The organism is Hufsiella ginkgonis (assembly GCF_009834915.1).
Lineage (GTDB): Bacteria > Bacteroidota > Bacteroidia > Sphingobacteriales > Sphingobacteriaceae > Hufsiella > Hufsiella ginkgonis.
Map to the genome: position 1 here is coordinate 424229 of NZ_WVHS01000004.1, position 13068 is coordinate 437296.

General features: G+C 51.8%; 9 protein-coding genes. 5 read left to right on the plus strand and 4 right to left on the minus strand.

The window, feature by feature from the left end; translation table 11 throughout:
* The first annotated feature begins 93 nt into the window (after window positions 1-93).
* Both GS398_RS18105 and GS398_RS18110 read left to right on the plus strand, forming a co-directional pair.
* Window positions 94-1380 carry an MFS transporter gene (locus tag GS398_RS18105; RefSeq protein ID WP_160908218.1) on the plus strand — a complete coding sequence of 429 codons (1287 nt, stop codon included), beginning with the start codon at window positions 94-96 and terminating at the stop codon, window positions 1378-1380.
* Window positions 1381-1647: 267 nt separating this feature from the next.
* Complete coding sequence (locus GS398_RS18110) at window positions 1648-2553, plus strand: RpnC/YadD family protein (protein ID WP_160908219.1); 906 nt, start codon at window positions 1648-1650, stop codon at window positions 2551-2553.
* A gap of 17 nt (window positions 2554-2570) precedes the next feature.
* On the opposite strand, the gene GS398_RS18115 is transcribed toward GS398_RS18110, so the two are convergent.
* Entirely contained in the window at window positions 2571-3560 is a 990-nt protein-coding gene (locus GS398_RS18115; protein WP_160908220.1) for an aldo/keto reductase, read from the minus strand.
* A gap of 65 nt (window positions 3561-3625) precedes the next feature.
* Entirely contained in the window at window positions 3626-4486 is an 861-nt protein-coding gene (locus GS398_RS18120; protein ID WP_160908221.1) for an AraC family transcriptional regulator, read from the minus strand.
* Between the two features lie 199 nt (window positions 4487-4685).
* Here GS398_RS18120 and GS398_RS18125 point away from each other — a divergent pair, with 199 nt between their 5' ends.
* From GS398_RS18125 to GS398_RS18135, 3 genes are all read left to right on the plus strand, one after another.
* On the plus strand, window positions 4686-4829 hold the full coding sequence (locus GS398_RS18125; protein WP_160908222.1) for a hypothetical protein: 144 nt from the start codon (window positions 4686-4688) through the stop codon (window positions 4827-4829).
* A 307-nt stretch (window positions 4830-5136) separates the two neighbouring features.
* Window positions 5137-7239, plus strand: a complete 2103-nt coding sequence (pta, locus tag GS398_RS18130) for a phosphate acetyltransferase (protein WP_160908223.1) — start codon at window positions 5137-5139, stop codon at window positions 7237-7239.
* A gap of 33 nt (window positions 7240-7272) precedes the next feature.
* Window positions 7273-8469, plus strand: a complete 1197-nt coding sequence (locus tag GS398_RS18135) for an acetate/propionate family kinase (RefSeq protein ID WP_160908224.1) — start codon at window positions 7273-7275, stop codon at window positions 8467-8469.
* An 11-nt stretch (window positions 8470-8480) separates the two neighbouring features.
* On the opposite strand, the gene GS398_RS18140 is transcribed toward GS398_RS18135, so the two are convergent.
* Together GS398_RS18140 and GS398_RS18145 are read right to left on the minus strand one after the other, a co-directional pair.
* Window positions 8481-11036, minus strand: a complete 2556-nt coding sequence (locus GS398_RS18140) for a Kelch repeat-containing protein (RefSeq protein ID WP_160908225.1) — start codon at window positions 11034-11036, stop codon at window positions 8481-8483.
* Window positions 11037-11314: 278 nt separating this feature from the next.
* Window positions 11315-13048 carry an alpha/beta fold hydrolase gene (locus GS398_RS18145; protein WP_160908226.1) on the minus strand — a complete coding sequence of 578 codons (1734 nt, stop codon included), beginning with the start codon at window positions 13046-13048 and terminating at the stop codon, window positions 11315-11317.
* Between the last annotated feature and the right edge of the window lie 20 nt (window positions 13049-13068).

Sequence of the window (13068 nt, forward strand, 5' to 3'; positions counted from 1 at the left end):
TGATGATTGCCTGGTTTGCATCTGAACCGGAGAGGTTGGAGAGGCCGACCGGAAACCAAAAACAGTTGAATAATTTAAAAAGAAATTGATGCTATGAACCAGCCGAGCACCCCCGTCAACCCCGTACGCCGCATACTCACCGCAAGCCTCATCGGCACCACCATCGAGTTTTTCGACTTCTATATTTACGCCACGGCGGCGGTACTGGTATTTCCGAAGTTGTTTTTCCCGGCGGGCGACCCGGCTTCGGCTACGCTGGAATCGCTGGCCACGTTTGCGCTGGCGTTTTTTGCACGGCCGTTGGGTGCGGCATTGTTCGGGCATTTCGGCGACCGCAAAGGACGTAAAGCTACGCTCGTTGCGGCGCTCATGACTATGGGACCGTCTACCGTGGCGATCGGGTTATTGCCCGGTTATACCACTATAGGCATCGCCGCGCCGATCTTGCTGGCTTTATTCCGTTTCGGACAGGGCCTTGGCCTGGGCGGCGAATGGGGAGGTGCCGTATTGCTCGCTACCGAGAACGCACCCGCCCATAAAAAGGCGTGGTATGGCATGTTCCCGCAATTAGGGGCGCCTATCGGTTTCCTGTTGTCTAGCGGCACATTCTTTATCCTGAGCAAAACGATGAACGAAAGCGATTTTATCAGCTACGGCTGGCGCATCCCGTTTATCGCCAGCGCGCTGCTGGTTTGGGTGGGCTTGTATGTGCGGCTGAATATCTCCGAAACGCCGGAGTTCACGAAAGTGGTAAACAACAAAGAGCGTTCGAAAGTGCCGGTTGCCGATGTATTCATGAAGCATACCAGGGCGATCAGCCTGGGTACGCTGTCGACCGTAACCACCTTCCTGTTGTTTTACCTGATGACGGTATTTACCTTGAGCTGGGGGACTTCGGCGCTGCATTACCCGAAAAGCGATTTCCTGGTGGTGCAAATGATCTCAATGCTTTTCTTCGGGTTGGGCATCCCGTTATCGGCGCTGCTGGCCGACCGCTATGGACGAACCAGGATGCTGGTAGCGGCCAGTGCATGCATCATGGTGTTCGGGTTGTTTTTTGCGCCGTTATTTACCGGGGGAAGCCTGGCCATGACGGGTGTATTCCTGTCGCTGGGTATGTTCCTGATGGGACTTACCTATGGCCCGATCGGTACGGCGCTGGCCGGCATCTTCCCGGCATCGGTAAGGTATACCGGCGCATCGCTGGCATTTACGCTTGCAGGGATCCTGGGAGCATCGCTCACGCCGTATCTGGCCACTACGCTGGCGAAAAATTACGGGCTTGCCTATGTGGGGTATTATCTTGCGGGAGCGGCTTTGCTTACCTTACTGGCATTGCTGGGAGCGGGCAAAATGATGAAGGAATCACCTAATACTTAGCTATCGTCCGCATTACCGGCATTGCTGCCGACCGGGCAAGCATCTATGACCAGGTGCTCAGCATACAGACCTTAGAATTATACAAGGGACAAAAAGCGACCACTTTAAAAGCGATACCGGCACTCCATACTTCATGTTCTTCAGCGTAATAAAAGGCGACTGGCTTATTTTCGGAAGCAGGCAAACCGACGGAAATCTTTCACTTGCCTTTAATTGTCACTATTAGAAATTATATTAATTTTTAATTAATATACATTATCTTTGTGTATGGCAATCCATCATAGGGATATTCTTTGGAAAGGCATCTTAGAAGACCTCTTCGATGATTTCCTGCGCTTCTTTTACCCGGATGCGGATGAGTTGTTCGATATGCGACAAGGCTTCGGCTTTATGGATAAGGAAATCGCGGAGTTATCTCCGGGAACGGGTTTAAAACACCCGCTGTTCGTGGATAAGCTGGTGAAGGTGTTCACGCGTAGCGGAGCAGAGGAATGGATCCTGGTGCATGTTGAAGTACAAGGTTATGCAGATCACCATTTTGCCAGCCGGATGTTCACGTATTTTTACCGCATCCGCGATCGGTATGGGAAAGAGGTGACCGCCATCGCGATCTTCACGGACGAACATGACTGGTACGAGCCCGACTGTTATACCAGCACCTTCCTGGATACCGTGGTCACCTACCGGTTTAAAACGTACAAGGTGAAGCACCAGGACCAGGCGGCGCTGGAGAAAAGCGACAACCCGTTTGCTGTGGTGATCATTGCGGTACTGGTAGCGATGCAGCGCGGGAAGCAAACGCCGGATGACCTGCTGAGAATGACAACGGGACTGGTGCGGATGTTGTTCCGGAAGGGATTTCCGAAACAAAAGATCGATCAGTTACTTGATTTTATTAAAAAGTACGTTCATTATGGCAAACCAGAGGAGTTTGCTAAATTTGATACGGCAACCGAGACGATCAACAAACAAATTAAGAGCATGGGAATCAAGGAATTAATTATTTGGATGGAGCGGGAAGAAGCGACGGAGCTAGCTAACAATTCGAGAGACAAATCTTTTGTTACCAATCTATTAGCCGGAACGGATTTTCCCGTGGAAAAAGTAGCCACGCTGGCTAATGTTACTATCGATTTCGTGATTGAAATACAGAAGGAACTTTCTGCAAAATAGTGAATCCGCAACCTCCCTTATCCCCCTAACTGCTCCATGAACCGCTCCGGGTACCGTGTTCCGGAAACAATGCCTGACGGCATGATCTTTTCGATGTCGTTTAACTCTCCCAAGGTTAGCCTTACGCGTTCAGATGACAGGTTCTCTTCCAGGTGCCCGATTCGTTTAGACCCCGGGATCGTAATAACGTCATCGCCCTGTGCCAGTACCCACGCAATGGCTAACTGCGCCGGTGTGCAGCCTTTTTCGGCGGCTAATGTTTTCACCTTTTCGACCAGTTCGAGGTTCTTGTAGAAGTTCCCGCCCTGGAAACGGGGCATATACATGCGGTTGTCCGTAAGGTCTTCGGGCTTGCTGAAAGCACCGCTTAAAAATCCCCTGCTCAGCGGCGCGTAAGCGACAAGACCGATACCCAGTTCGCGAATAACGGGGAGCACCTCCGTTTCGATATCGCGTGTCCACAGCGAATATTCTATTTGCAATGCCGTGACCGGGTATACGGCAGCAGCCCTGCGGATGGTTTCGGCCGAAGCCTCAGAAAGGCCCACGTAACGGATCACACCTTTACCGGCAAGATCCGCCAGGGCGCCGACGGTTTCCTCAATCGGCACATTGGGGTCGACCCGTGCCGGCGTATACAGGTCGATATAATCTGTTTTGAGTCGCTGGAGGCTGTGCATTACGGCATTGCGCAGGTAATCCGGATGCCCGTTCACCGATCGTCCGGTCATGGATCCGTTCGGGCCGGGAGCCACCATCTGCCCGGTCTTCACCGAAAGAAAAGCCTTATCGCGTTTACCTTTAATGGCCTGGCCGATGAGCATTTCGTTGTGCCCGGCGAGGTAGTAATCTGCGGTGTCTAAAAAATTATGCCCCAGCCCGAGCGCTCTTTCAATGGTCGCGATGGATTCTTTGTCGTCTGATTGCCCGTAAGCGCCTGACATTCCCATACACCCTAAGCCTATTGCCGATACCAGCGGGCCGTTTTTTCCCAGTTGTCTGTTCATAGTTCGAATAGTTGTTTCAGAACAAAGTTCGGGAGAACAGCCGGCAAGGAGCCGGACAAAACAGATTAATGCCCTGACAAATCCTGGGAAAAACCGGCAATCGTTTTACCGGTCACTTTTTTGAATAAACGGGAGAAATATTCCGGGTCGTTAAAGCCCAGTTCAAAAGCCAGCTCCTTAATGGAGGTGCTCTCTGCATAATAAAGGCGGCGTCTCGCTTCGAGAATAAGCCGGTTGGTAATAAACTCTTTAGGCGAAAGCCCGGAATAGCGCTTTACGATGTGGTAGAGGCTATTGGTGTTAAGCGCCAATTCGGCCGCGATACCGGTAATAGGCGGATGATCGGTCAGGTTATTTTCTACGAAGACTTTGAAATCGATGTATTTGGAGAGTTTACCGCAGGCGGGATGCTCATCTGCGCTAAAATAAGCGGAGTTTATCTCCGTCAGCAAGCTGTTGAGGTGTGCCAGGATCAATTCCGGGTCTGTGTTCATAACGCTTAACAATCCGATCAATATTTCGAATATGGACTTTAGCCTGGCTGCAGCGGGCGTGGTGAACCTAATCTTTTGCGTATTTAACGGGTTTACGAGAAAAGGATATTGTTTGGGCAGCAGCGAAAGACAGCGCTCGTCGAACCCTATTTTAAAATAGTCGGACCCCTGTTTTGTGGCCGGCAGTTGGTGCACCTGGTGCGGCAACACGAAAAGCAGCTCATGGCTGCCAATATCGAATTGTTCCAGGTCTACGCCATGGCGGATGCTGCCTTCCAGCATAAAAAGAAAAAAGTAGTAGGACTTACGGTGCGTTAAATCATAGCCTGCGGCTGATTCGGCCGAAAGTTGACCGAACGCGGGAGAAATGATCCGGATGGGCAATTTTGCGTTCTGCTTTAAATTGTCGGGAAACTGCGCTTTGTTTTTCACTGTATGAAGGTAACCAAACGGCGGTTAACCTCCATAGTATTAAACCGGTCGCCGGATAAATCTGTTAAATTAATTGTGATTATGACGTTTTATTGAAACGGATGCAACGTACTATTCGTTTTTTAAAAGTATCATAAAAGTTACACCAATCTTTTCTTATCACTTTTTATTTAATAACTATGCACTACACGTTGTCACAATGAAACCTCACCTTATCACACACATCCAGCAATCTTCGCCCGTATCCGGAGACTATCCGGTAGCCATTGCCATGATCGTAGGCAATGCGCTCATTATTGGAGTATGTTCACTCGTTGCGTTCGGGCTTATCGAGCTTTTGTAGCCGTCCGCCAGCAGGTGAAAACAAACAGCCAACCACAAAGCGCTTCAAAACTTTAACAAAACCTGGTTTTGAAACGCTTTGTGGTTTTACAGTATAAACAGGTTATCTTATCTCCCCGGGGAGATGGTGCAAAAGCGGGGGAAGATTAGCTCCAGATAGTTACGGGGTTGTTGCGTAATCATAAACCGAAAGGTGAGTGTGTGCGGCAAGTAACTTGAATTTTGCGTAACCACCCATGGCATGTGATCTCCTCACCGTTAAATGTTAATTTTAAACCGTCCGTAGTTTAGCACGTTAACATACCATTATGAGCAAAACCATCTTTGTAACAAGCACCGAACCATACAGCGGAAAAGCCATCGTAGCCATTGGCCTGGTAAATATGTTGCTGGGAAAGGCCCGTAAGATCGGGTTCTTTAAACCGGTGATCACGCAGCGCGAAGGCAGGGATGCCCACATCGACACGATCCTGAGTCATTTCGAGCTTCCCGTGGCCTACGAGGACTCATTTGCCTATACCGGCAACGACGTACTGCAGCACATGGATAAAGGCAATACCGGCGAGATCCTCGATACCATCATCCGGAAATATAAAAACCTGGAAGAACAGTACGATTTCATCGTGGCCGAAGGCACCGACTATGCAGGCGAAGGTGTAGCGTTCGAGTTTGAGCTGAATGCACAAATAGCCAAGAACCTGCTGGCGCCGGTGATCGTAGTGGTGTCGGGCGAAAATAAAAGCACGGCACAGGTGGTAAACGGCGCAATTACGGCCATTCGCAACTTCAGCGAGCGCGAAGTACAGGTGCTGGGCATCGTAGCTAATAAAGTAAGTCCCGGGCAGGTTAAAGAGGTGAAGGAATTATTGGCGAACCAGGTCTCGCCAGATATTGTACAAGCGGTGGTACCCTGGGACAAAAGCCTGCAGAATCCTTCCATGCGGGAGGTGCACGAGAAGCTCGGCGGACGATTGCTTTTTGGCACAGACCAGCTTAATAACCGGGTGGATCATTTCGTGACCGGCGCCATGCAGGTGCCAAATTTCCTGAACTACCTGAAAGACAATGTACTGATCGTTACCCCCGGCGACCGCGGCGATATCATCATCAGCGCTTTACAAGCGAACCTGTCTAAAAATTACCCGAAGGTGGCGGGGATCGTCCTCACCGCGGGGTACCAGCCCGACGAGCCGATCATCCGGCTGATCGATGGCCTGGAAACGGTATTCCCGATCATCACGGTAGATAACGGCACCTTCGAAACATCGAATAAGGTAGGCGCTATCCGTTCCAAAATCAACGCGGGCGATATGCAGAAGATCCAGCTGGCGGTCGAAACCTTTAACCGGAATGTAGACATCGCGGAGCTCGACAAACGCATCATCACTTACCAGGCATCGGGAATGACGCCGCGCATGTTCCAATACCAGATCACCAGCTGGGCGAAAAGCCGGAAGAAACATATCGTACTGCCCGAAGGCTACGACGAGCGGATCCTAAAGGCCTCTGCCCGCCTCATCAGCCAGGACATTGTCGACCTCACTATTCTGGGCGACCGCGAAAAGATCGCGGGTATCCTTTCGCGTGCCAACATTTCCCTCGACCTTGACAAGGTGACGGTGATCGACCCGGCATATTCCGATCGTTACGAAGAGTATGTGAATACGCTGTACGAACTGCGAAAGAACAAGAACGTGAACCTGGAAATGGCGCGCGACATGATGACGGATGTTTCCTATTTCGGTACCATGATGGTATACAAGGGACATGCGGACGGGATGGTTTCAGGCGCCGTACACACTACGCAGCATACCATCAGGCCGGCGCTCCAATTCGTAAAAACGAAGCCAGGCATCTCCGTGGTGTCGTCCGTATTCTTTATGTGCCTGCCCGATCGCGTCTCGGTATTCGGCGATTGCGCAGTGAACCCGAACCCTACCGCCGAACAACTCGCCGAAATCGCCATCTCTTCCGCAGAGAGCAGCCAGCGTTTCGGCATCGAACCGCGGGTGGCCATGCTCTCCTATTCTTCCGGCACTTCCGGCGAAGGCGAAGAGGTAGAAAAGGTACGCCGTGCCACCGAAATCGTGAAAAGTAAACGTCCCGGGTTAAAAGTGGAAGGCCCGATCCAATACGATGCCGCAGTGGACCCGGTAGTAGGCTCGAGCAAAATGCCGGGCTCGGAGGTGGCCGGGCAGGCAAGCGTGCTCATCTTCCCTGACCTGAATACCGGTAACAACACCTACAAAGCCGTACAGCGCGAAACCGGCGCACTGGCTATCGGCCCGATGCTGCAGGGATTAAACAAACCGGTGAACGACCTTAGCCGCGGATGTACAGTAGACGATGTGTTTAATACCGTGATCATCACCGCTATTCAATGCCAGGATTCGGCAGAAGCTGCCCCTTAATTCAAACCTTGCTCCTATTCAAAACTTGTGCCCATGAATATCTTCGTTGTTAATTCCGGAAGCAGCTCTATCAAATACCAGGTCTTTAAAATGCCTGCCACAGAACCGGTGTGCAGTGGTCTTGTCGATCGCATCGGCCTGGAGGGATCAACCATCTCCTATAAAACCAATGTAAACGGTACCGGGCAATCGGTCAGCAACACGCTCGACATCCCCGACCACGAGGCCGGGCTGGAACTGGTATCTCAATTATTAACCCACCGGGATACCGGCGTGATCAGCAACCCGGATGAGATACAGGTGGTGGGTCACCGGGTGGTGCACGGCGGAGAATATTTTAAGACCACTACACGCATCACACCCGATCTTAAACAGCAGCTGAAGAGTACCTTTCACCTGGCGCCGCTGCACAATCCCCCGGCCTACAGCGGGATCGAAGTGGCGGAAAAGATCTTTAAAAAAGCGGCGCAGGTGGCGGTTTTTGATACGGCCTTCTTCCAGTCGCTGCCACCGAAAGCCTACCGGTATGCCATCCCGAACAACTTTTACAATGAGCACAACATCCGGGTGTACGGGTTCCACGGTACCAGTCACCGGTACGTTTCCGCCCTGGCGGCCGAATACCTGCAGAAGCCGTCGGGCAAACTGATCACGCTGCACCTCGGTAACGGATGCAGCATGAGCGCGGTAAAAAACGGGCAGGCCGTGGATACCACGATGGGATTCGGCCCCCTCGAAGGCCTCATTATGGGTACCCGCTCAGGAGCCATCGATCCTACCGTTATCTTCTACCTGGTTGATCAGCTTGGGTACGATATCCACCAGGTGAGTAACCTCCTGAACAAGCGCAGCGGTATGCTGGGCCTCACAGGATATAGCGATATGCGCGATGTGACCCGCGCCATGCAGGAAGGCAATGCCGAAGCGGCACTTGCTTATGACCTGTATGCGTACCGCATTAAAAAGTACATCGGTTCTTACGCCGCCGTGCTGAACGGGCTCGATGCGGTCATCTTTACGGCCGGGGTAGGTGAGAACGACGCCCTGATCCGGAAATTGGTCTGCGCCGACCTGGATTACCTGGGGATCCAATTGGATGAAGAGAAAAACGGCTCCCGGGAAAAAGGGATCCGGGAAATCAATACCGCCGCCTCGGGCGTAAAGATCCTGGTGGTGCCTACGAATGAGGAGCTGGAGATCGCGAAGCAGTGTTATGAGCTTCAGAAATAGATCGGTCGTTCCTACCGGAGCACACTTTTGAAATCGTAATTAAATTCCTCGTTGTATATCGCCCTGTATTCCTGCCTGAAATTCTCGAAGGTGGCTTTTGCCAGGGAGTGCTTCCCGAGGTGGACGAGGGCTCTGCATTTTAATATCATGGCATCCTCATTTACGGGGTCGAAGTTAAAGATGTAGCTGGCTACCTGTATGATCAGTTCGGGGTGCTCCTGCAGGTTTATGGTGTTTATAAAATGAATGAACGTGTCTGTCACCTCGTTGGCGGTTTCCGATTTAAATGTGTCCAGCCATTCGTAATTGAGGTTGGCAAGGATGTTTCCGCGCTGGCCGATGGCTGCCAGCTTTGCGATCTTTTCTTCGTTAATGCCTTTCTTATCTCTTACGATGGCCAGGTAATCGTAATAATCGATGTATATCGAAGAATGATCAATGAGCATGCGCCAGGTGCCGGTATCGTTCGACATATGGCAGTTACCCATGCGGTCTAACAACGCCTTCAGCTTTGCGATGTTTACCGACCGGTTGTTGCTCGCACTTTCGGCGCTTTTATCGGGCCACAGCATCTCTTTAAGCTTTTCTGAACTGATGCCGCGCTCCCATCGCAGGTTATAGAGCAAGAGGATCAGGAAAAGCTCCTTAACAAGCGGCGTAAACTGCCTGGTGATATCGGTCCCATCTTTGTCCACTATCTGGAAATCGCCGAAGAGATACACAATATTCGCATGGTGAGGTTGCCCGTTTTCCGGGATGACGGGCGTATGATCATTACTGATTTGCGTATCGGCCGGCTGCTTATGGTTTAACCGCGGTGGCTGAAGACCGCTCTTTTTCCTTCGCGTGTAGTAGAAAAATAATCCCGCGGCCAGCAGCACCAGCACGGTGATTGCAGGATAAAGGAACCGCCTGACCTGACTTACGGCCGCGCCCCGCACCGGGACACCGGCCAGCGCCGGCGAAGACAGCGAGAAAATACCGACATGCGTCACGTCGTTATCATCGAGATAGAGCGACGCCGCAACAAACCGGTTTAATTGCTTGCTATAAAAAAGATCGGCGTACGACCGGATATCCTGGAACTGGAACGGGATCTCATCCCCAAGCCTTTCCAGTACCGGTTTTGACAACGATCCTTTAACCAGCTGCAGGGTAGATTTAAACTTGTGTTTCGGAAAGACCAGGCCATAATAAACGCCCTCTTTTTCATCGATAACGATCGAATTGCCGAACACGAAATCTTCGGGTACAGGCTTGAGCTCATAAATCCGCTTGAAACGATTTAGCTTCCGGTCATAATAAAGCAGATCATAGAGGTTACGTGATTTTAAGATCTGTTTGCCCTTGTTACTGCCATACCCGCCGATGATGTAAGCCCCGTTTTCCGTGGTTCCTAAACCGGCGAGGTACCTTGGGGTAAAAAAGTCGCCGCTATATTTTACCATGCTTTTTTTACCGGTAGCCATGTCAAGCCGCTGGAGGGTATTCTTATACATAAAGTGTCCGTATCCGCCGAACAGGTAAAAGGCGTCTTCTCCCGGGGAATAAAACTTATTATAATGCCAGTAATTGGTAAGCGGATCGGGCAGCGAAAAGTTCCTGCTCCATCGCCGCTCCGCGGGATCATATACCGACACCATGTCCTGGTCGATATAGATCGTGTACAGCTTACCATTCCGGGCATTCACATACGACTGGCTTCCAAGCAATACGTTCTGATGCCCGGAGCGATAAGAAACTCCCGACAGCGAATCATGCCTTACCGAATACCGGTACATAGAATCCGTTCCCACGATGTAGACACGGTCGTTCCCTTCATCGAACGCCACGCTCACCGGTCCGCGCACGGTAAAATCGGCCAGCATTTTCCATTTCGTGTGTTTTTGCCTGATCCATTGCGGGTTACTGATCATGGCCATAGAACCGCTTACAAGGTCTTTGATCCCGGTGCCGGTTGCGTCATCCAGCGGCCAATGGTATTTCAGCTTGTTGTTTTTCCTGATCCCGATATCCCTGAGGCGCATCGGCGGAACATCGGTTGTCTGGAAGTCGGCAAAAGTATTGGCTCCAAAGAAGATATTTACACAGTCATCCAGTGGCTGCCCGAGCTTAATGGTGTATTTTCCCCCCCCCGCGGTAAACGTAAGCAGGTTATTTTTCCCCGAATAGCGGAAGCTGATCTTCAGCCATCCGTTAAAATAATCGCTTTTGTCTATGTTATAAGGGAAAGAAACAGATACCTCGCCCATTACCAGCCGCAGGTGTCTTTTTATAGAGGCGTCCTTGTCGTAAATAAGATCGATGTTTTGCTTCCGCGAGTCGATGATCCTCACAATGTACCCGAAGTAGTCTACCTGGTCGGGAACAAACCCCAGGTCGAAGGATAGTTCAAAATCCTGTCCCAGGCAAAGGCTGCCGCCCGGGCTCAGGTCTATACCCGTTCGTTCGTCCTGCACCACTTCGCTTCCTGCCACCTGCAAACCATACGACTGTGGGTATGCACTACGGCCAAAACAACAAAGTATAGCGGCCAAAGCGCCGAGATATTTCAGAAACGTTCGCATCCCGTGTTTTCGAAGCCGTTTAAGGCCAATGAAATTGATTAGCTAGCTGGTAATTGTATAACAAGATTACAAATGTTTTTCCAAAACTCGGGCTACACCCTGACAAATTGTAACAAAACCTAACATATCCGGTCCGGCGTTCCCCTCATAGGAAGAGCGGGATTCGAAAAGCGCCGGGCAACAGCCTGTAACCAGGAGTAAATGCGATCGCCCGCGACCGGATGCCGGGGCAAGGATGTAATAAAGAGGCGCAGTATGAACTGCGCCCCTGGTATGACTCAGGGTGTTTGAAACGCCCATTGCTGGCTGTTGCTGCCGGTGCTGGTCCAGATCTGTATAAGCGCCCCGGCAACTGTCGAGTGACCGGGGACTTCCATCATTTTATTACTCTGAACCCCTTTCACGGAATAGTAGCCGCCGGAGGTACGGGTAATGATCCATTTCTGGTTATCGCCGGCGGAGGAGTCGAAAATCTGGAGTTTGGCCCCGTCAGCCACCGATTGGCCGGTAACCTCCAGCGACCGGTTACTTTGGATACCCACAATACGGTATTGACCATTGCCCAGGCTGGTTACGTTCCAGCGCTGGTTATTGCCGCCGCTATAGGTCCATTGCTGCACGGGCGTTCCGTTTGCCGTTAGTGCCCCCTTGGCATCGAGCGCCAGGCCGCTGGTACGGTTAACGATCTTATAAATACCATCGGGCAACACTACGGGATCGGCAGTACGCTGCATCGTGCTTGAAACCACCACACCCCTCGAATCCTGGCAGTAGGCATAAAAATCGGAGCCTTTTGCCGCCGACGACGATGGGACAACGGCACTGTAGGTGGTGCCCGACACCAGCGATGCGTTTACCGCTACCCACGCCCGGTTCTGCCAGGTAGTAGTAGGCTCGCTATAATAAAGCTGTGCGGAAGATACGCTCACGCCCGCCGGCATGGTTGCGTTCATGGTAACTAAACGGCTTCCGTCGGCCTGGGTGGTAACGCCGGTAATTTTTATCGAACCGAAGGGCACCCCCGCCGCTTTAAGGTAATGATCAAAATAAATGTTCCGCATGGTGGCCGCATTAGCGGTAGCTGCATGATTGAGATTTGGCGTAAAAACCTGGTTCTTAGTTACCGTAATGGCGTTTAGCGTAGCCGTTACCGCAGGCGGCCAGAAATAGGTGTCGTTGGTGGGCGCTTCGATAAAATAAGCGGCCCTGAGGTTACCGGCGCGCCTTCCCGCATCGAAATAGGTTAGCCAGGTATTGCGGTCGGCAGGGCTCAGGCCGTTGATGATCCCGGTCCAGAACGATCCCCTATCATAAAACCCGCAACCGTACTGGGCGTAGGACGCGGTTACCCGCGAGCCCAGCAGCCCCGAGAGCATCGTGGTAGAATAACCGCCCCACGAAATTCCGTAGATCCCCATCCTGGCCGAGTTCACGGTCGTTTGGGCGGCCAGCAGGTTAAATCCTTCCAGCCCGGCAATCTCCGCATCGGCGAGCGTACTCTCGTCTGGCGTAGGGGTAACCACAAACCGCGGCCCTTCACCCGCCGGTTTCGATTTCCACGGCCCCGAAGAATTGGGCGTATTACCCGTTCCGCAGATCCCCGGCAGGTCTACCGCCAGCGTAACATAGCCCCGGGCCGCAAATGTTTGGGCATACCCGGCCATGGTTTCGGCATTACCGCCGCCGCCGTGCAGCAATAAGATCCCCGGGTAGGTTCCCGCCTGCTGCGGATAAGCCATAATACCGAACACGGTATTCACGCCGCCGCGGGATTTAAACGTAAAGCGCTTCACCGTGATAGCAGACGCACCGGAACCTGAATTGGTGGTACTAATGGTGCTGAATATCGCCGGCGTGCTCGTCAGGTATGCGGCAAACGGGTCCGTTGCAAGCGTGGTAAGTTTGTTTTTATTGCCTGGCAGCAGGACTTCCGGATCAGTTACCAATGGCTTCTCAGAGCAACCGGTAACGATCATGGTGACAAAGCACAGGAAAAGAATGGCCTTCTTCATTTGATTCGTTGTTTTTTTGT

Bases quoted from the DNA above. Each gene is read 5' to 3' on its own strand.
- GS398_RS18135 (WP_160908224.1), top strand. From the start codon at position 7,273: ATGAATATCTTCGTTGTTAATTCCGGAAGCAGCTCTATCAAATACCAG.
- GS398_RS18105 (WP_160908218.1), top strand. From the start codon at position 94: ATGAACCAGCCGAGCACCCCCGTCAACCCCGTACGCCGCATACTCACC.
- GS398_RS18115 (WP_160908220.1), bottom strand. From the start codon at position 3,560: ATGAACAGACAACTGGGAAAAAACGGCCCGCTGGTATCGGCAATAGGC.
- GS398_RS18125 (WP_160908222.1), top strand. From the start codon at position 4,686: ATGAAACCTCACCTTATCACACACATCCAGCAATCTTCGCCCGTATCC.
- pta (WP_160908223.1), top strand. From the start codon at position 5,137: ATGAGCAAAACCATCTTTGTAACAAGCACCGAACCATACAGCGGAAAA.
- GS398_RS18140 (WP_160908225.1), bottom strand. From the start codon at position 11,036: ATGCGAACGTTTCTGAAATATCTCGGCGCTTTGGCCGCTATACTTTGT.
- GS398_RS18110 (WP_160908219.1), top strand. From the start codon at position 1,648: ATGGCAATCCATCATAGGGATATTCTTTGGAAAGGCATCTTAGAAGAC.
- GS398_RS18145 (WP_160908226.1), bottom strand. From the start codon at position 13,048: ATGAAGAAGGCCATTCTTTTCCTGTGCTTTGTCACCATGATCGTTACC.